The 19,467-nt window shown below is 54.7% G+C and carries 18 protein-coding genes; 13 read left to right on the forward strand and 5 right to left on the reverse strand.

Translation table 11 applies throughout. The features are described from left to right. Positions 1 to 196, forward strand: a 196-nt coding sequence (locus PFRI_RS21545; protein ID WP_217653418.1) for a hypothetical protein, incomplete at its 5' end; no start/stop codon positions are given. On the opposite strand, the gene PFRI_RS17575 is transcribed toward PFRI_RS21545, so the two are convergent. The 4 genes from PFRI_RS17575 to PFRI_RS21890 form a co-directional block, all read right to left on the reverse strand. Further along, complete coding sequence (locus PFRI_RS17575) at positions 163 to 594, reverse strand: DUF3010 family protein (protein ID WP_072632012.1); 432 nt, start codon at positions 592 to 594, stop codon at positions 163 to 165. The genes PFRI_RS21545 and PFRI_RS17575 overlap by 34 nt on opposite strands. 409 nt (positions 595 to 1,003) lie before the next feature. Then, positions 1,004 to 2,236, reverse strand: a complete 1,233-nt coding sequence (locus tag PFRI_RS17580) for a type II toxin-antitoxin system HipA family toxin (protein ID WP_211317802.1) — start codon at positions 2,234 to 2,236, stop codon at positions 1,004 to 1,006. Continuing rightward, the gene (locus PFRI_RS17585; protein WP_072632013.1) at positions 2,229 to 2,813 is read right to left on the reverse strand and encodes a type II toxin-antitoxin system RelB family anti-toxin; all 585 of its coding nucleotides are present in this window, start codon (positions 2,811 to 2,813) and stop codon (positions 2,229 to 2,231) included. Before PFRI_RS17585 ends, PFRI_RS17580 begins: the two co-directional genes overlap by 8 nt. Positions 2,814 to 2,973: 160 nt before the next feature. Then, positions 2,974 to 3,096, reverse strand: a complete 123-nt coding sequence (locus PFRI_RS21890) for a hypothetical protein (RefSeq protein ID WP_273529879.1) — start codon at positions 3,094 to 3,096, stop codon at positions 2,974 to 2,976. Between the two features lie 673 nt (positions 3,097 to 3,769). Here PFRI_RS21890 and PFRI_RS22005 point away from each other — a divergent pair. The 8 genes from PFRI_RS22005 to PFRI_RS17625 all read left to right on the forward strand — a co-directional run bounded on the left by PFRI_RS22005 (position 3,770) and on the right by PFRI_RS17625 (position 13,337). Beyond that, positions 3,770 to 3,949 carry a DUF736 family protein gene (locus PFRI_RS22005; RefSeq protein WP_084649751.1) on the forward strand — a complete coding sequence of 60 codons (180 nt, stop codon included), beginning with the start codon at positions 3,770 to 3,772 and terminating at the stop codon, positions 3,947 to 3,949. A 1,032-nt stretch (positions 3,950 to 4,981) separates the two neighbouring features. Next, on the forward strand, positions 4,982 to 5,365 hold the full coding sequence (locus tag PFRI_RS17595; protein WP_072632014.1) for a DUF3768 domain-containing protein: 384 nt from the start codon (positions 4,982 to 4,984) through the stop codon (positions 5,363 to 5,365). 110 nt (positions 5,366 to 5,475) lie between these two features. After that, complete coding sequence (locus PFRI_RS17600) at positions 5,476 to 7,287, forward strand: ParB/RepB/Spo0J family partition protein (RefSeq protein ID WP_072632015.1); 1,812 nt, start codon at positions 5,476 to 5,478, stop codon at positions 7,285 to 7,287. Between the two features lie 494 nt (positions 7,288 to 7,781). Continuing rightward, positions 7,782 to 8,966: a plasmid partitioning protein RepA gene (gene repA, locus PFRI_RS17605; RefSeq protein ID WP_072632016.1), complete on the forward strand. Its 1,185-nt coding sequence runs from the start codon at positions 7,782 to 7,784 to the stop codon at positions 8,964 to 8,966. After that, complete coding sequence (gene repB / locus PFRI_RS17610; RefSeq protein ID WP_072632017.1) at positions 8,966 to 9,937, forward strand: plasmid partitioning protein RepB; 972 nt, start codon at positions 8,966 to 8,968, stop codon at positions 9,935 to 9,937. The genes repA and repB overlap by 1 nt, the downstream gene beginning before the upstream one ends. 169 nt (positions 9,938 to 10,106) lie before the next feature. Beyond that, positions 10,107 to 11,159 carry a helix-turn-helix domain-containing protein gene (locus tag PFRI_RS17615; protein ID WP_245812445.1) on the forward strand — a complete coding sequence of 351 codons (1,053 nt, stop codon included), beginning with the start codon at positions 10,107 to 10,109 and terminating at the stop codon, positions 11,157 to 11,159. Positions 11,160 to 11,361: 202 nt separating this feature from the next. After that, positions 11,362 to 12,453 carry a type IV toxin-antitoxin system AbiEi family antitoxin gene (locus tag PFRI_RS17620; protein ID WP_072632019.1) on the forward strand — a complete coding sequence of 364 codons (1,092 nt, stop codon included), beginning with the start codon at positions 11,362 to 11,364 and terminating at the stop codon, positions 12,451 to 12,453. Next, the gene (locus PFRI_RS17625) at positions 12,450 to 13,337 is read left to right on the forward strand and encodes a hypothetical protein (RefSeq protein ID WP_072632023.1); all 888 of its coding nucleotides are present in this window, start codon (positions 12,450 to 12,452) and stop codon (positions 13,335 to 13,337) included. Before PFRI_RS17620 ends, PFRI_RS17625 begins: the two co-directional genes overlap by 4 nt. Before the next feature lie 56 nt (positions 13,338 to 13,393). On the opposite strand, the gene PFRI_RS17630 is transcribed toward PFRI_RS17625, so the two are convergent. Continuing rightward, entirely contained in the window at positions 13,394 to 14,413 is a 1,020-nt protein-coding gene (locus tag PFRI_RS17630; protein ID WP_245812447.1) for a hypothetical protein, read from the reverse strand. A gap of 87 nt (positions 14,414 to 14,500) precedes the next feature. Between PFRI_RS17630 and PFRI_RS17635 the strand changes: the two genes are divergently transcribed. The 4 genes from PFRI_RS17635 to PFRI_RS17645 are packed head-to-tail and all read left to right on the forward strand — an operon-like array spanning position 14,501 to position 19,328. Then, a complete protein-coding gene (locus PFRI_RS17635) occupies positions 14,501 to 15,082 on the forward strand; it encodes a transposase (RefSeq protein WP_072632020.1) in 582 nt (193 codons plus the stop codon). Next, positions 15,069 to 15,530, forward strand: a complete 462-nt coding sequence (locus tag PFRI_RS21720; protein ID WP_245812449.1) for a hypothetical protein — start codon at positions 15,069 to 15,071, stop codon at positions 15,528 to 15,530. Before PFRI_RS17635 ends, PFRI_RS21720 begins: the two co-directional genes overlap by 14 nt. Beyond that, positions 15,442 to 17,328 (forward strand): relaxase/mobilization nuclease domain-containing protein, encoded by a 1,887-nt coding sequence (locus PFRI_RS17640; RefSeq protein WP_245812450.1) that lies wholly within the window; start codon positions 15,442 to 15,444, stop codon positions 17,326 to 17,328. The genes PFRI_RS21720 and PFRI_RS17640 overlap by 89 nt, the downstream gene beginning before the upstream one ends. A gap of 8 nt (positions 17,329 to 17,336) precedes the next feature. Beyond that, complete coding sequence (locus PFRI_RS17645; RefSeq protein ID WP_072632021.1) at positions 17,337 to 19,328, forward strand: type IV secretory system conjugative DNA transfer family protein; 1,992 nt, start codon at positions 17,337 to 17,339, stop codon at positions 19,326 to 19,328. Positions 19,329 to 19,467 lie beyond the last annotated feature (139 nt).

Below are 19,467 nucleotides of genomic sequence, written 5' to 3' on the forward strand. Positions count from 1 at the left end.
TGCACTATGGCGCATTGCGACGCCGATTGATGCAGGAGCCATCCACCCCATCCGCGTTGTGTCAGTTCAGGCGGAGCGCAGCGAATGTCCAGAAACCGATACCGGTCGTTCGTTCAGATTGCGTCTACATAGGATTGGCTTGGCTGGTTCTCACTATCTCGGCTATGCTAAAAATCCCGGCTTCGTCAAAGCATAAGCTCCGGAAAGAAATGCGTTCTTCAAATAAACAGGCAGCTTCTCGGGATATTCATCAAGGCCTTTCTTGGCATAGTGAGAGAGTGTCACCGGACTAACGAACTTGGTTTTGCTTCCTTCAACGAGTTGGATCAAGGTTTCAATTTTGAAGGAAACCGCCCCGCCCGCCATACGGCCTTTCTTGGCACGAGTTTTAATCACGCACACATCAATCTCGTGATCTCGGGAAAACTGTTGAAGATCTGCCAGTACTGATCGTAGATCGGCCTCGGATGTGTCATCCTCGAGGACTACCCGTGTGGTCTTTAGGCGCAGCATTTCCACGCCGCCTTCATCATCATGGTAGGCAACGGCAAGCCGAACTTCACTAGCCGATATTTCACATCCACAAACTCTCATGTGTCACGCCTCCCTTTGAAAACCTGTCATTACCACATTGCCAGCCTGAAAAATTCGAACCTTCGCTGCACTTTGAAAGAACGCCATAGCCAGCGGCACAATGGCCGTCCTGCCAAACTGAAGCTACACCAACAAAAGACGCGCGTAGTTACGATAAAAGAAAATTATGGAACCTAGACCAGCCTTTTTTCCAGTGCGCGGGGTCCGGAACTTCTTTCTAGAAACAGTGCGGCCAAATTTATGGGCAGTAGCTTTGGTCGTTACATTAGCTATTGTCCAATCCACCGCAGTCTTCGTCGGTTCTTTTCGCAGTTGATGTTCGCGCTTGGGGGTTGTGATCACGAACAGCGACGACACCTAATCCAGCAGGTGACAAACACTAGCTCGGAAAGCACGTAGATCTACAAGTCTATCCCAGTTCGTCCATGATCGGGACAGTTGTCATATGCCCCTCGATCGCGGTACGTACATCGCGGCTCATTGGCAGATTTGCCGCTTCATTGGCCCAGGTTTCTTGAAACGCAGCAATCGTGTCTCTTGCAGTGTCCAAGACCATCTTCTTGGGGATTGCGGCTTTCACAGCAAAATGGCTGAGTTCATCGACATTGAAGTCAGTGAAGGCCTTGGACCGGCTGATATTTAGTCCCGTCCCATCCTCTGGCAGGTATGGAATGGTCGAAACGAAGTCATAGGCTGGTGCCAATGACACGTGCCGGCGATCTGGATAGATCAAAGACCAGTTTTTGAGGTGCATGTCGCCGTTGCCGATGATCATGCTGAAGGTCAGACGACGTACAAATTCCACAAGGTCCTCTGTGCTGCCTTCGGCTGCAATGACCTGCGCAATGTTGCGCATACTGGCTTGCTTGTATTTGCGTTCAGCATAAACCCCAAAAATCTGCGCGAAATCCTCGATATGGACACGCCCGCCACCCGGCAGTCGATCAAATCGCTCAATGACAAATGCGTCTTTGCCGAGCTGCTCAATGCCTGCAGGCACGTTCTTGATGGCATCGAGACTGACAAGATCTATCGCGGGCACATTCATGCCCATCATTGCCGCAAGCTTCATCATTGAAAACTCGTTTTCCGGCACGCCGTCGTACTCTCGGGATGGCAGTTTGACGATCCAGGAGCCCCCGGCTCCCGTTGCAGGTATTGTCAGACCTCCAGCGGCGTCTGTGATCGCTGAAAATTTCAACTGCACGCCAGCTAGCGAAAATCTCAGTGCGTTCTCATGGTGATCATCATTTCTTCGGATGCGATCCTCGTCTATGTCGACGGGCCACATTTCACCATCAGCAGGTGTGATCGTGATAGCTCCGGGGAGGTCATTGCCGAGCGCCCAAAGGAGATAGAACTCGCGCTCTGGATTGACGGCTGCGCGCTCCGCCAAGTATTTTCGCAGATGCCCTTCTGGCAAAAGATTTGAAAAGAACGGCATCACACGCGTCTGATAGTTCCGGAAGTCCGTGGTCAGAGTCCCAAATTCATCCTTGAACGACAGTCCCAGTGTAGGACGGTTGGTGTCGTTGATGTAAGCATCCGTGAACGCGAACAATGTGCGATCACCCCCGACGTTGGTCAGTGTTCCTATTGTTTCGCCATAGAGGTTCACATTTAGAACTGAGACATTAGGCATCATCATCACCATCAAGTTGATAGGCGCGCCTAGGTAAGTTGCTTGGCTTGATGTCGAGATGAACGAGATCGTTACGTAGGCGCGCCATTTGTGACGCTGCCTGCCTTAGCGCATCTATTCCGCCTACGTCATTGGCCGCTTTTAACGCGTCACGAATTGAACTCAACATTGCCGAATCTCGAATGAGATTTTGGTATTGCTGCAAGTCATTGAACTGTCGTTGGACATCTTGGAGGACGCTTTGGTCAACGCTCAGGTTTTTGACATTGCTCATCTGTTTTGAAATCGAAGCTATGTGTTTGACGACGTCTGGCTGCGCAGTCGGTGCCACAGCTGCACTGCGGCTGATAGATTTGACTGCAGGAACGGCCTTGCGTGGTACGAGGGTGATCTCGAGATCAAGCGCATTTGCCAGTGCCGCAAGGCTGCTGATCCGTAAATCAACACCGGCCGTTTCAATCTTTGAAATGTGAGACTGCGGCACGCCTGCTAGGGCGCTCAAATCTCTTTGACTAAGCCCCTTTCGTTCACGTGCCGATTTGAGCGTTGTTGCTAACGCCTCTGCTTCATAGTTCATAGTGATCTGCCAATATAGATCATGATACCTCTTTGATCTGCCTTTATATATCAACTTGACTATGAAAATCAAGGCTTGATCTATTAATATATATCGGGTGAGATTCTTGATAGTGTATTATAGATCAAGAAGCACATCGGCTCAGCGAACTGAACGGGATCTAGGTTGCGCCCGAAGTCACCAAAGCGGTGTCTTCGCCCATACGGGTGACGATCCCTTGTGCGATGCGCTCACCTGCGGCTCCTTTAAGTAAAAAGCGCATCATGGCGACAACGTCAGGCATCGAATTTACACCAGACCAGGGAGGCTGTCATCAATATCCATTCCCTGCTCAACAGTCATGTAAAAAGCAGCGGGTTCAATGCCCCGCTTAGACTTTGAGCATGTCATGGGCGGGTGGCTGCTGCGCATCACAGGTCATGTACAACGCGAGGGCATTGTGATCGCAACCCCAAACCGACGACGCACAACGCGGGCGGCCTCAACCTCGTGCCACGCTTCCGCGCGATCAGGCAAAGCGGCTGGTACCAAGTCAAGATTTTCACTGACGCAGATTGCCAAGCATAAGCCTGATCCCCTGCCCCGCTGTGCTCAAATCAATGCTGGCGGGGTTGTGCCCGGAATCTCCGAATTGGGTCCTCTTGTTCAGGTGGGTTCTGTTTTGAGTATCAGACGCTCATGTTTCAATTGGCGAAGCAACAAGTCAGCAAATCATTTGTGCGATGAACCTCCAAGGTGGCGCCGCAATCTCCCTTTTTCTAACTTTCCTCACCACACTTAGCTCAAACCGCCCTGAGCGGATCAACCCCGCGAGGGGGTTCCCCTGCGCTGCGCTGTGGTGATCCGCGGTCGCCATGAAACGTGCTCAATTCGTCACTTAGCAAAAGGAAAATTGACATGACACTCGAAGGTACAATCACCCGCACAAGAAGACAGAGAAGCACCCAGATTTCGAAATCACTGCCAAATCCACGCGCAACCGCTCAATTCGCATCGGCAGCGCCTGGCAGGCAACCAGCCAAGCCGGCAACGACTACCTCTCCGTCGCCATCAACTTTGGCGCAGGTGAAATCCGCGCCAACGCGGTCAAAACCGAGAATGACGGTGAATATCGCTTCATCCCCTACTCGAACTAAGACGTCAGGCGCGGGCAATGCCCGCGCCTTTCGCCTAAAATTTGCAGTCCTTTGGGGGTTCTCATGGTGTCTGAACCAGGACGGTTTTCAAACCGTCTTAGAGGTGATGAGACAGTCGCTGGCTTCTTCATCACAAGTTGGGATTTTAAGTGATTGATTTAAAAATATTTTTTCTATGCATTTTTGCGCAACACCTGATTTAGCTCGATGTTTGATGAGCAGTTCACAATTTGAGCGGTGTGACGCCTCCCCTGCCCCAAACGTTCGTTTCTCATTGAGGGTTAGGTCAATGCCATGTTGCTGCGATCGCTACGACTTGGTTGGCAGCTCACCCCCAATACATGTGGCGGTTACACCGTTGAGCGGAAGGTCGGCGCGGCGGGAGGAACACTTGCTGAGCAAGACCTGTTTCCCGTGTGCAATGATTTCATTGGTCGGTTCTAATACTGCTGCAGACGAATAAGCGCCTCTGACAGCCCAAAACCTGGCTTTAGGCGCTGTGGTGACCAAAGGGGCTAATTGGGCCCCTACCCCGCCCTGAGGGCGTGTCATCGCCGCTCTAGGCTTCGTCCGGCAAGGCGTCCTGCGCCCAGAACACCGCTCCCCGACCCCATTGATCCAATAGGCGTCCTCATGTCTCAAGGATGAGCCAGGAAGCCTTCCTTGTTCCATATGGGCTCTGAGGTGCTGTGATCTGCCCATTCGGGTCACGATCAGCTGGTGCTACGGATCTCGCCCGATCCTGTTTCGATGGTCCCTTGGGGTTCGCGCAAGCGCGATACGCCGCTGCGGGACAGATGCTTTAGAACCCGCTGGGTTCTCGCGCGCGCAACCCCAAAAGGCGCAAAACCGTGCCCTCGGGCTACGCCTGCGGGCCGCACCACTTTTTCGCTTTTGGGGTGTGCGCTTGCTCACTCCGGCACTTCGCCAGTGGGTCAGGTTTTAGAGACGACGCCCTTGAGGGGCTTTTTCTCAAAACCAGACGACCAAAGGGGCAACGACCCCATCCACACCACAAAGGAGTAAGCCGATATGGCCCAAACAAATGAAAACCGCAGCGAAGCTGAATTCAACGCAATCATTGCCGAACAAAACGACAGGTTTCGCACCACGTGGGGCGCTGACTTCACCGTTCCCGGTCAGATCGTGCTGACGCGTGGCGTGGCCGACCTGTCGCCAGCGGCCAAAGCCATCATCATGCAGCGGGTGCAAACCTTCTCAGAGTTTACCGAAGATAACGATCCCTACGGCGATCACACCATTGGGGCTTTCAAGTTCGAGATCGCTGGCAACAGCTACCACATTTTCTGGAAAATCGATCTTTACGACAAAGACTACTGCATGGGCAGCAATGACCCAGCAGACGTGGCCGTAACGCGGCGCGTCCTCACCGTCCTACACGCCTCTGAATACTGAGCGCGGTGCACCCAAAGCTTGGGTGCATCCATTCAGCGCCTCGCCCTTGGATCAGTGATCGACGGGCGAGGCACATCCACCATCATCATCAAGAAACAAGGATAAAACCCATGAACGACCAATCAAACATCCCCGTCACTCTCGAAGAAATCCCTTTCGCTGACCTGCACATCTCTGACCTCAACCCGCGCAAAGTGGTCAATGACACGAGCATTGCTACACTTGCGGAAAACATCCGCGCTTACGGTCTTATTCAGAACCTCGCAGGCTTTCGCGATGAGACAGGTGTCGGTGTGGTTGTTGGTGGCCGCCGATATCGCGCACTTGCGCTACTTCAAGATAATGAGCGATTTCAAATAGTTACGGTAAAGATGGCACCAGATCAGGCAACAGCAGAGTATTGGGCGACGTCCGAGAATGCGCAACGCGAAGCTTTGCACCCCGCCGATGAAATCCAGGACTTTGGCGCAATGGAAAAGCGTGGGGCCACTGTCGCCGACATCGCCACGGCCTACGGTGCAACCGAAGCCCATGTCTATCGTCGCCTCGCCTTAGCTGCCCTCCCCTGCCCCGTCATCGACGCTCTGCGCAGCGGTGACATCAGCCTCTCAAATGCCGCAGCCTTCACCATCAGCGATGATGAAAAGCTGGCACTTGAAGTTCTGGAAAACGTGCGCGGCCATGGCGAGAGCGATCACCGCATCAAAAAGATGCTCAAGCCCGATGCCGTCAAGAACAGTGACCGCCGCGCGGTTTACGTTGGCGTTGAGGCCTACATCGAGGCTGGTGGGCGCACGAGCAGCGATCTCTTTGCTGATGAAGTCCTGATCGACGATCCAGCCATCTTGGATGAGTTGTTTGGCAAGAAGCTGGCAGACGCCTCTGGGGCATTGATCGCCGAAGGCTGGAAATGGGCCGAACCCATAAATGACAGCTATATCGGTTGGTACCAAATTGATGAGATGAAGTTGGCACGCATTTACGCGGAGAACGGTGATCTGACCGAAGAACAAGGCCAAGAATACGACGCCTTGGCAGAACTGGCAGAGGGCGACGTGTTGGACGAAGAAGGCCAAGCTAAACTCACAGCGCTGCAATTAATCCTGGACGGAACCTTCACGGATGAGCAGAAGGCCCATGCGGGCGTCTTGGTCTATGTGGACCGCTCCGGTAAGGTTCAATGTGAAACTGGTCTCATTCGCGGCACAGACAAGAACGCAGCCATCGACGCAGGGGTGCTGACCAAATCCAATCATGCAGGCAGCACTGGCACCAAGTCGCCAATCTCAAACAAACTACGGATTGATCTGGATCGCATTGCAACGGGCGCACGCCAACACGCGGTCCTGCGCGACCCAGACCTCCTCTTGGCCCTTCTCGCATTCCAGCTTTCTGGCAAGTCGGGCTACACGTCTGTCTTTGGTTTGCACAAAGACGAGGTGGCGAACACCCCAACCACAGAAATGGCAGGCTACAAGCTAGATGAGCGGCTCACCAAAACAACCCAACCCGCAAAGTTCGGCAGCGACATGGGCCGCGTGTTTCGTGCCTACAAGGCCAAGGGTCCCGCGTTTGTCATGGAAGAAATCACCCGCCATCTCGCAAAACTGCTGACAGTTGACGAAGACTTGGGCGCGGTGATCGATAAGGCCGTTGAGACGGATATCCGTGAGAACTTCACGCCAACAGCCGCAAACTTCTTTGGTCGCGTCGGCGGGCCCTACCTTGTCAATCTCTGGTGCGAACTCCTTGACCTGACCGAAGATCACCCAACCGCAACCACCTTCGCCAAGCTGACAAAGAGCGAAAAGGCCGAAAAGATGGAAGCTCTGTTCAGAGATCCCGAGTTGCGCAAGGCGCACAGCATCACCGAAGCTCAAGCCAAGCGCATCGACACGTGGCTTCCCGAAGGCATGGCTTGAACACGAGGCGGGGCGCGGACAAGCGCCCTGCCCTACCCTCCCTAATCCTTGTGGTGAGGATCAACTGGCTTCGCTTCGGCGGAGCCTTTTTTGCGTTTGAACAGCATCCGAACCAAAAGGCCGCAGAATCTAATCTCGCGAAGTTGACCTGAAAAGGCGGGGACCAGCCCCCTGCCCGTTCAGGTCCGGCGCTGTTCGCGCGGAATCGCTATCGCGAAACACCATTCCGATGTGGGAAAAACTGCGGCATTGGTGTTTTGACCGATCCATATGGACCACCAAACCCGATCGCCAAACAAGCGAATAATGTCCTCCGATGAGTTTACAGCTGTAAACTTTGCCCGTTTTGGCAGATAGTCCTTCGTGTCTTATCTTGCGTTTTGCACAACGTTAGACACTAAATGTAAGAAAATCGTTGACTTAGAGTGGTGAATCGCCGCTTTTATCCCCAAGTGGCGCGAAAAAAGCCACATTGAGCAAATTGGGGCAACCAGATGATTCCCGCGACACCGAGTATAACAGACCGACCATCAGAACTAGCAACGGATATTTCCGAGCGGCTCAACCGCGCCATCCGTGAACACCTACTCTCTGCATTCGCGCCCGACAACACGAAATCATTGCGCCCCTTCTCGGCCCCAGAAGCCGCCGAATTGCTCGGCGTGTCCGGTCAGTTCATGCGTAAAGTTCACGGCGAAGGCACAATCCCGGAGCCAAAAGACGTTCGCGCAGGCCGCCGCTATTACAGCGCCCATGAACTGTGGGAAGCCCGCCAAATCTTGGAAAAAGCGTCTCGAACAAAGGGCAGATACGTCCCCGGGCGAAAAGAAGGCGAGCGCCTGCAAGTCTGGCAGTTGATGAACTTCAAAGGCGGCAGTAGCAAAAGTACGTCGACTATTCACCTGGCCCACTATTTGGCACTTCATGGATACAGGGTGCTTGTTGTTGACCTGGACCCGCAAGGCTCATTGACCTCTATGTGCGGCATCAACCCAGAGATCGAGTTTGATGGCCTCACCGTTTATGACGCCATCCGATACGATGATCCGGTGCCGTTTTCTGACGTCATCATGCCCACCTATTTTCCGGGGCTGTCACTGGCCCCGTCCCGCCTTCTCCTGTCTGAATTCGAGACTGAATCAGCGGTAAACTCAAATCCTGACCAGCCCTTCTTCCTGCGCATTCGCAATGCATTGGCCCAGGTTGAGGATCAGTATGACATTGTCTTGATGGACAGCCCGCCACAGCTGGGCTTCCTGACGATCTCCGGCATGGCCGCAGCAACGTCCCTGATCGTCCCACTCACGCCCTCAATGCTCGATGTGTCCTCAACGGCGCAATTCCTCGAGCTTGCCGGTGCCTATATGGGCGTCATTGAGGATGCAGGTGCCGCGCTCCAATATGATCACTTCAAGTTTCTCATCACACGCGACGAGCCAACAGACGTGCCGTCACAACAATTGACCTCGTTCATGCGCGCTCTCTTTATGGATCGTGTCATGGCCGCCACAGCACTCAAGAGCACGGCGATCAGCGATGCCACCATGCTCAAACAATCAATCTACGAAGTTGTTCGCTCCGAGATGACGCGGGCGACCTATGACCGCGCCAAACAATCCATGGATGCGGTTGGCAGCGAAGTTGAAGCAATGATTCACCAAGCATGGGGGCGTAGCTGATGGCACGTAAATCTCTTCAGGATCTAAGCGGCATTGCCAAGACGATTGCCAATTCCAGCCCGCAACCCAAAGATCGAACCACCAAACCCGCAGCACCCGCCTTGGGGGCCTTGCAGGGGTCGCTGTCAGCCATTCGCGAACTTGACTCATCGCTCATTGACGACTGGGGACCCAAAGATCGCCTTGATGGGTTTACAGCTGTAAACTCTGAAGATGATGGCGACGGCTATGAAACACTCAAATCCAGCATCAAAGACGGCGGCCAACAGGTGCCCATTTTGGTCCGCAGGGCAGGGACCGAGGGCCGATTTGAAATCATCTACGGCCGCCGAAGATTGCGCGCCTGCCGTGAACTCGGGCTAAAAGTACGCGCCAACGTTCAAGATCTCGATGACGCCACAGCCCTTCTCGCCAAAGGCCTTGAGAATGCCGCACGTCGAAACCTGTCATTTTATGAGAAGGCACGGTTTGCCGCCGTCATTCAAGCGGCAGGTCACAACACCAAGATAGTCCGGCAAGTTCTGAGCCTGTCCGCATCAGGGCTTTCTCACCTGACCAAGGTTACGGACAATATCCCTGACGATGTTGGTGATCAAATTGGAGCCGCTCCAAAGTCGGGTCGCCCGAAGTGGACTGCCTTGGCCGAAGCCTTCGCATCCAAGAAGGTCAATGCATCAACATCCTTCGCAATCCTGTCAAAGTTGAGTGCCGAGCTATCGTCAGATGACCGCCTTGAGCAGCTTATTAGAGAGATTACGCGGCGCGGCGCGCGTCCAAGCGAGGGCAGGGAGGCAACACCGGTCCCAGGCGTCACCATCAAATCGGGACGCGCAACAATCGCGATGTCTATCAAACGGGCAGGGAAGAACGCAGCATTTGCTGAGTGGCTCGACCGTGAGCTCGAGGACATCATCAAGAAATCCTACCAGGAGTTTACAGCTGTAAACCCTGCGGATGACACCAGAGGCTAGAGCAACAAAGGAGGACGTAAGCAAAGAAAAACCCCCAAAGCCAAGGCTTCGAGGGCTGTAACGCAAACGCGTTTCTTAGATTAGACACCTAGAACGTAGCAGCCACCGATTCGCTAAGCAATAAAAAACGCTCTTGGGCGAACGGGAAATCTTTGCCTGCAGGCAAATTATGAGAACAATTCAAGGAATGGCTCCAGCTGGAGCACGCTCGTCGCGCAAAGCGACGGGGCAGGGAGGTATTGCCGAAAACAAATGGCAACTCCTCAAGGTAATCGAAGACATCCGGGAACCCCTCGGCTTGAAAGGCACGTCCATCTCTCTTCTAAGAGCGATGATCTCGTTCCTACGTGTAGATCAGGTTGATGCCACGCGCGACGACCGGCATATTTGCTTTGCATCAAATGCCTCTCTCGCTAAACGCGCCCATGTCAGCATCCAAACCGTTGAGCGCCACATTGCAAAACTGGTGTCCTTAGGCCTGCTGACGCGGCGATCGAGCGGCAATGGCAAACGGTGGGCCCGTCGAGACCGCCAGGGCAGCGTTGTTCTTGCCACCGGCCTGTCACTCTTGCCCCTCGCAGAGCGTCACCCTGAGTTCCTGCGCATGGCACAAGACCACCAGGACCATCAAAACGAACTGGGACGGCTTAGAGACATGTGCTCGGCAGCCCTGAGCAATCTCAAAGCACGTCTTAGCGGCGCAAATTGGGACGAGGGCCTCCTTTCAAAGGCCCGCAACCTTTTGAGACGCCAGCCAGATAAGCACGCTTTGAGCGATCTTCTGGATGAAATCACTGTGGAAATCTCGAAGATAACCTGTTCAGAACCGGAAGATTTGAGGGCCACTGCCCCCGAAATTGAGGGGCATAAAGAGACTTCTAAGATTCAGTATGTTAAAGAAGAAACTTCTTTTCAGATTGAAGTTAGCCAAGAAGAGATGGAGCGCGCCTACCCAAGGCTCTGCGCAGAACTCAGGTTTGCTAAGAACCAAGAAGACTGCCGTCGCTTAATGGATGATATTGCAGGATATCTCAACCTCGGGAACACTTGGTTCTCAATAAAGGACCTTGGTCCAGCGCTCAGTTTCATGATCCTAGGATATCTCTTGGAGCGCACTGATACGATCAGTAATCACCGCGGCTATGCCTTCAAGATAGCGCAGGATATTTCGAACAAGAGCCTCGATTGGCGTACACTACTGAAGAAACCAAGGTTAAGTTAGGATCTCTTTGAAAACACACGAATGTCGGCGTTGTAAGCACTGAAAATAGCGAACAGTTAAAGCGCACACTCAATACCATTCTGAAACCCGTCTGCGTAACATCGTCAGAAAGGCTGGAACAATATGGTTATTTGCTGAGCAGTAAATATTGACATTTTAGTAAATATATAGAATTTAGGCGTAAATCTACTGGACAGTAAATATGAGCGAACTAGCAGACATAGATCGAGAACTGATCGACAGCCTGAGCAACAGCTTAGCCGCGATCCCGGGCACTCGTCTAGATGAAATCTCGTTTGAACCCGAGATGTCTGGTCGTCAACGACCTGATGTCATCTTCCAGCTCAAGATTGGAGACCGGGAGGTATCAATCGTTGCTGAGACGCGCGGCGACGTGTTCCCAAGGGACGCGCGCGAAGTTGTCTGGCAACTCAAGCAGTATCAACTGGACCTCGCTTCTTCCAATCAGCATATCGTTCCGATGATCATTGCAAGGTCTGTGTCCGAAGGAGCAAGGTCGTTTCTTCGTGATGAGCACGTTGCATATTACGACCTGAGCGGTTCCCTCTATATCGGTGTCGGCGACACCTTTGTGTTGATCGACAAGCCAAAGTCCAAGCGGATCAGGCGCAAGGATGTGAATATTTTCAAAGGAACCCGGGCGCAGGTTTTGCAGGCATTGATCGCACGACAGAGCGAATGGGTAACTGGGACGGAAATCGCAGAAGACGCAGGAGTATCGCCGGCAACTGTGTCTCAAACTCTCAAGGACCTGGAGCGGCGCGACTGGCTGCAAGTGAAGGGGGAGGGGCCTGCCAAACGCCGGAGATTGATCCAGCCTGACGATCTCTTGGATGCTTGGCGCGATAGCATCTTGGTGGAGCCTGCAAATAGGCAAAGCCGCTACTATGTTCCCCGTATGAAACCCGAAGACATGGTTCACAAGATTCAGAGCGAACACGATCACAACGACTATGATCTGGAGTTCACCGGGCAGTTCGCTGCGCAATCCTATGCGCCTTTCCTCTCCAACGTCTCCAATCTTGCGGTGCGGGTCACGGATAAGCGTTCACGTGAATGGCTTCTGTCAGTTCTTGGTGCGCGCGAAGTCTCAGAGGGTGCGAACCTCACCGTGATTGATGCAAAGTCCAAACAGCTCAGCCGTGGGGTATCCGACGATGACGAGAGGCTGCTTGCTTCGCCACTTCAAGTCTATCTCGATCTGCTTGAGGATCATGGCCGCTCAAAAGAGATGGCTGAGCATTTGAGATCTCAAAAACTGGTGTGGCAATGAAGAAGCCGACGGCCATTCAAGGCTACAACCAAACTGTCACTGAAGCGTGCGAGCGCGTGCTGGTCACGCTTTATCGCCACCTAGGGCCGTGGCGCGAATCAATCTTTCTTGTGGGCGGCCTTACGCCTCGATATCTTATTAAAGAACGCCCGCCAGCCGTACCTGCACATGCTGGGACCGGTGATGTTGATGTCGTCGTGGATATAAAGCTGCTGGCTGACACTGAGGCTTATCGAACCCTCGAAGAAAATATCAGGGCCATCGGATTTACCCGGTCCGAAAACAGCAAGGGTCAGAAGCTGTCTTGGCGCTGGCAACAGGAACTTGTCGACGGGACCGTTCTCATCCTGGAATTTCTGGCCGACGCCGGAGATGAGAAGGGTGGGGCACTTCGGGAACTTCCTTCTGAGGGGGCTGTTTCGGCAATCCACATCCCGCATTCCGCGATGGTGCTTGATCACCACGATACCGTCGAGATCACAGCCGAACTGCTAGATGGCGGGGGCGTCACCACTGAAACCATCCGGCATGCCGACATCGTCAGTTTCACCTGCCTCAAAGCCTTCGCATTTGATCATCGGGCTGAACCGAAAGACGCGCACGATCTCTGCTATTGTTTAGAGCACTTCAAAGGCGGAGCTGCGGCAGTGAGATCAGCTTTTGAAGACGCACTGGCAGGCAACCATGCTGAAACCATCAAGGCGGCGATTGGCATCTTGGCCCGGCGCTTCTGCGATGGTGACGGCTTTGAAGGCTATCAGAAGGACGGTCCGGTCGCAGCAGCGCGATTTGAAGGTGCAGACGCAGGAGATGCGGACCGCCGGATATTGCGCCAACGTGATCTGAGCGCCGTTGTTCAGGATGCCATAACACCGTTCATCTGATTCTGGGTGACCGAGATAAGTGGACTTACTTTTGTTTGTTCAGGGCCGCATAAGTTTTAGTGCCGTTGCGGGGCATCCACCATGTCATCTGTATCAAGGGCGAGGCATGCGTGCCAAAGTGGCGTTTTCCAATAGGTGCAATCTGATATCCGGTTCCCGTGGGACGTCTTTTCCAGAAAGCCAATCCAGCTGAGTGGCCGCAGGACGTGACTGAATAGAAAACCTGAATGGTCAAGATACTCCCGATCAAAGACATCTTCACGGCGCTCGACGCCGTAAAGCGTCTTCACCAGATGCGCTTCTGTTAGGCCCTGCTCGGCCTCGACGTTGATGATGTTGAGGAAGATGTCCCAGTTACCGGGTGCCGCGAACTCTGACCTGCTGTTGCGGGAGTGATTATATGCGCACAAGTAGGTCTCTGCGATCTGTGCGAAGAATGCGCCGCGCTTGGACCTGAGTCCCTGAGCTTTTTTCGAGACTTGGAATTTGCCCTTTGAATGCCGACCAAACTTCCCAACGATGAGCAGATCATGGACCACCATAGCCGGAGGCACGTCCCATTCGTTGAGGACTTTGTTTAACCGCATCAACTCTTCGGTGCTGTATTCGGGCCACGGTGAATGGTCAGCAATCCATTGGGCGAATTTGCGGTTGAAGGCTTTGGTCTGGGTCAACCCGATACCGCCTTCCGATTGCGCATAGTCGAAAGCGAGCTCCATCGCCCTCAAGAGGCGGGAATGCTCGAGGATGGGATCGTCGTCAGCGATGGAACGCAGTTTGATCATAGCGCCAGATAACAGGCTAAACCGCAGGATGTCATTGTGGATTTGGCACGGCATTTGAGTGCGCCGGTGGAATTGACAAAGCGATCTTGCGCCACTTTGCCATTTGGGCGGTTCATAGGCTCCAAATGCCGTCGTCGTGCGCCTCCTGTTTTCGACCGGATCCATATTGCCTCTTGGAGAGATGAATATGGTAGCGAAGGTGAATTCTCGCAGCGTCTTGTAACGCTGGCCTCGCACCAACGGTGCTCGGCCTGAAACGGAATACAAGGCTGCACAAAACCCAACCAACATAAGTATATTATTGACAGTTTAGTATAGTATCGTATGTTGGGTGCAGCCTTGTATGAAGGTGGCAGGAAATAGGGGGACTTTCTTCGCATGTCTCGCTCAAAACGCCTTACCGATGCAGAGCGCATGGAGATCGTTCGCGAAGCCGTGGAAGGTGTCACGAGCTTTGAGCTTGCGGAACGGTTCCGGGTTACTCCACGGACGATTCAATACACGCTGAAGAGCGACGCTGAGCGGCAAGCGGATACTGCTGTCGCGACAGCCGCTGTTAGCCTCAAGGTGACCCAGGACGAGCTTGCAGCGCTGGATGAGGTCTTGGATGCCGCCGGCATCGAGACGCGCTCAGAGGGGCTGCGACGGCTCATACAGGCCGCTGGCGGGGTCTTCGTGCTCGATGCTCAGCTTGCTGCTGAGATGGCGCGCTACAGGGCGTCTTTGAATGAAGTAGGCAATGGTGTCGCCCAGATCGCCAAACAGATGCAGAAAGCCAACCGGATAGGGCAGGGGGCCATTGCGGAATTTTCCGAGTTGCGCCTTGCGCAAATGCGCGGGCTTGCGCGGTTCATTCTGGATTCCGCTGACGAGCTTGATCTTCTCGTGCGCCGCCGTCGCGAGGCGATGCAGCAGGAAGCAACGGCTGCCTTAAGGGAGTTTGCCCATGCGGCTGAATGATGCGACACGGGCCGCCGCTGCGGTTGATGCCGTCACGGGCGAGGTGTTTCGCGATGGGTGGAGCCGCATTCGCGGATCGATGCAGGGTCTGCATGCCTCCAAGCAAAAGCAGATGGTGCGCGCCGCTGCGGGCCATCGGGCAGCTGTGTTTAAGGCAATCCGGGGTGGTGGGACGCACACTAAATCCCAGCTCGCAAACCAGCTCGAATACCTCACCACGAAGTCCACTCATATCGTCGACAGCAGCGGTTTTTTGGACGGCAAATCCAAGCTTGATCATGGCGAGATCAAAGACCTCACTGAGCGCTTTGCCAAGCGGTGGGACGGCGGGTTCAAACCCAAGCTTGGCCAGACCACACATGCTGATGTCCTTCCCGATTGGCACGCGCGGAGAGGATGTGCGCGATATCGCCACGGATGTGGCCGAGCGGTTCTTCCAGAACGATGAGGGCCACTTCGACTATATCATCGCGGTGCATGAGGACCGCGACCACCCCCATGCGCATCTCGTGTTGAACCGCCGTTCGCAAGAGGGTGAGTTCTTCTATTTGGCGTGCAACCATCGATTCAACTATGACGACTTCCGGTTGGCGATGGTTGAAGAGGCCGAAACCTATGGCGTGCGGTTGGAAGCCACACGGCGGGTGGACCGCGGCGAGGTGCATTACCCGGCTAAGACCCGCGAGGTCTATGCGGCCAAAGAAGAGGGCAGGACTCCCGTGGAGCGCGAACGGGTGGGTAAGGATCTGACCCGCACGCTTGCCGAGATCGCAAACACCAAAATCATGTTCCACTCGCTGGCTGCCGAGGCGTCCTCTGAGAACCGCGAAGACATTGCTGTGGTCCTGTTCCGTGCGGGCGAGGTACTGGCGAAGGGTGGTCACGTTGAAACCGCAGGAGGCATTTACATGGCCGAAGACGAGTCTTTTGAGGATCTGCGCAGCCGTTACGCGGAAAAGGTCACAAACATCACAGGCCTGATCGCTGCAAAACCGGATGCAGAGCGGCCCGCGCTGGAGAAGTCCCTCAACGCTATTCAAGCGCGGGTGCAGCATATGCAGCCGTTTGGGTTACGGTCCAACTCCCTCTCGGAGGTGCCATCAGAAGGTGGGGTCTATTCTGTAGCCAACATTCAGCAAAGCCAGCTGGAGCGTCTTGTCGAGCCCCGTGTGCGCGCCCGCGTCGATGCAGCACTACGCGGAACTGGGATCAGTACATCCGAGGTTGTGGCCCGGATGGAGACAGGGGCGCAAAACGCGGCTCTGGAACATCAATGGATTGCGGATGATCTGTCCAAAGTGGCCGAGGCGAAGGATCTGAACCTTGAGCGCCGCGCGGATCTGGAACAGGCGCGGGATATTCTCAATGATGTGCATGTGCAGCTCGGCACCATGTTGGAGCGTGAAGGTGTGCTGCGCCGTGACGGGGTCATTGAAGACGCCCGTGAGGTGCAGGCGCATGTCACGCAAACCCAGGTCGAAACCGCTGCCAATGATGTTCGCTTGGAAACACGGATTGAAGCCCAGAGTGGGGATATTGATGAGGCTGTGATCGAAAGCCTTGCCGTAGAGCGTTTGGAGGACGAACAGCGGGACTATCTGCGCGACCATCCAGAGCTGATTGCGCGCCCGACCGATGTGATCCGCACCGATGAGGAGGGCACGGCTGTGATCGTCGATCAGGCCGCAGCAGAGCGGGTTATCATTGAGGTTGAAGCGGCGCGTTTGGGGGCGCACAGCAGCACGCCAATCTCCGTTTCCGTCGCCCGCGATCTACAAACGCGATACCCAGATATGCCCGAGCAGCTGGCGGAGGGTCTCGGCGACACTTACGCGCGGGTTTATGAAGCGCACAGTGCGGAACGGGAGATAAGTATTGCGGAGCGCGAGACGGATCAGAATGAGGCGCCCGAACTGTCCCGTGTCCTCGCCCACGAGCGGGCAGGGGAGTTGTCGTCGCCCTTTGAGACCGATCAAGAACGTGAAGCCTTCCGCACCGAGGTGGCGCGGGTTCTGGACGCGGCGCAACTGGATCGTCTGAAAGAGGGCGACAGCGCCGCTTTGGAAAATGTCATCGAAGACCGTCTCGACCGGCTTTATGCCGCAAAGGTCTACCTGCAGTCGGATGCTGCGACGGCAAACTCGGATGCGTTACGACAGGTTGTGGACGAGTTGGCAGACGTTGAAGTCGAGAGACACCGCGCGGCGGACGTGGACGGCGAAACGGAACGGGGCCAGGTCCATTGAGTGGGTCCATGGGCAGGGTACGGATTGCCATCGGTGTGGTTCTGGTCACTTTTGTGGCAGGCGCGATGGGCTACACCGTCGCCTCGGCAGTTCTTACATTCAAATCGCTCGGGTTCCGCGCGGATATCGATTTTGGATATATCGCGCAGAATTACTTCTGGATCAGAGACAGACGGCCTGATGATTTCCAACTGATCAATCTGATCATAGGCGGTGCTGCCGTCGCCGGGCTGATGATGAGCCTTGCCATGTCCGGGTCCGCCCTCACACGCTTTGGTCAGACCCATTGGCAAAAGCGCGGCGAGATGAAAGCCAACGGGTTCTTTGGAAAACCCGGCACAGGGTTTATACTGGGCAAATTGGGCAGCCCGAAATCCCGCGCGCGATACATCACCTCCAAGGTCTTTCCCCATGCCCTGATCGTGGCACCAACGGGGCGCGGGAAAACCAGCGGCTTTGTGATCCCGAACCTGCTCACATGGCAGGGGTCTGCCGTCACGTTAGATGTTAAGGGTGAATGTTTTGAGGCGACAGCGCGCCATCGTGCCGCCCACGGCGATAAGGTCTACCGCTTTGCGCCCACGGACTGGGAAGGCAAGCGGACGCATCGCTACAATCCACTTTTGCGCATTTATGAATTGGAAGACCCTGCGCGGCAGCAGATGGAATTGCAGCTGCTCGCGACCTTGTTCCTGCAAAGTGACAATGATCGCGTTCAGGGTCTTCTGAAGGGCGGCATTGATCTGTTCGTGGCCGCGGGCTTGCTGGCCTTCCAGCGCAAGAAGCCCAACTTGGGCGAGGTCTACCGGATCGCGGCCTCAGGCGGTAACAAGCAGAAAGAATATGTGGCGCGGGGCCATGAGATCGACAACAAAGCGGCCAAGCTGATCTTTACGCGGCTGGCGTCCACCAACAACGACACGTTGACCTCCTATGTCTCGCTTCTGATGACCTCGGGGCTCGATCAATGGCAGAACCCCGCGATTGACGAAGCGACGCAGGTCTCGGATTTTGACTTCCGCACGATCCGCAAAAAGCCTTTCACGGTCTATCTGGTTGTGCAGCCCCTGATGGTGAAGCCACTCGCGCCGCTGATCCGGTTGTTTTTCTCTGACCTTCTCTCGGCGATGCAAGAGAAGGAACCGGGCAAAGATGAGCCTTGGCCTGTGATGATCATGCTTGATGAGTTCAACCGCTTGGGTAAAATGCCGATTGTGGTCGAGAGCATTGAAACCCTGCGCACCTATCGCGGTCATCTCGCGGTCGTCACCCAAACCATCCCTGCCCTTGATGAAATCTATGGTGAAAACACCCGCCGCGCGCTGCAAGGGAACGCAGGCGTAAAGCTCTACCTCACTCCCTCAGATGAAAAGACCATTGAGGAGCTGAGCAAGGCCGTGGGCAAGACGACGAAGACGGTCATTACGCGGTCGCGGTCCATCGGAAAGAATCCGTTCGAGGGGCGCAGCCAATCCACACGGACGGAAGAAACGTCGCTACTGCCTGAAGATGAAGCGCGCCGGTTGCCGCTTGATGAAATTATCATGGTTGTGGACGCGCAGATGCCAGTGCGCGCAAAACGGATCCAGTATTTTGATGATCGGCTGTTTGCGGCGATCCATGGTGCGCAGAGGGGGGAACTGCCGTTTCCGCAGCTGGGAAAAGGTGGGGGAGGGGTGTCTGGATCTGAATCGGGAGGTTCAAGGCAGAATTTGAAACAAGACGGCATTGGCGCTCAGCTTCATAGGCCTAGTGAGCGCTCAAGTGGTCCGCAACAGGTAAGCGCGGCTAAATCGGCCTCTCGCGCCAAAAAACGGTCTGGGACTGTTCAAGTCGTTGTCGAAGAAGGGCAACGACAGCAAGAAATGAACTTTGCGAATCAAGGTGAAATGCAACTTGAGGAACGCGACGGTGGCGACCGAGATCGTCTCGATCTGGCGGTGGATGATTTGGGAGGGTTGGAAGACCGGCTGAAGCAGAGTGAAGAGGTTTCTGGCTGAGATGGGTAAGGCGTAACGCAACCATTGAACGCGCGTAATTCACTAAACCAGTCATTCGCCGCACTAGATTTGAAGGACGGCAGAGCGGATGGGGTGGATGGCTCCTGCATCAATCGGCGTCGCAATGCGCCATAGTGCA

The sequence above is a fragment of the Planktotalea frisia genome, from assembly GCF_001890925.1.
GTDB lineage: Bacteria > Pseudomonadota > Alphaproteobacteria > Rhodobacterales > Rhodobacteraceae > Planktotalea > Planktotalea frisia.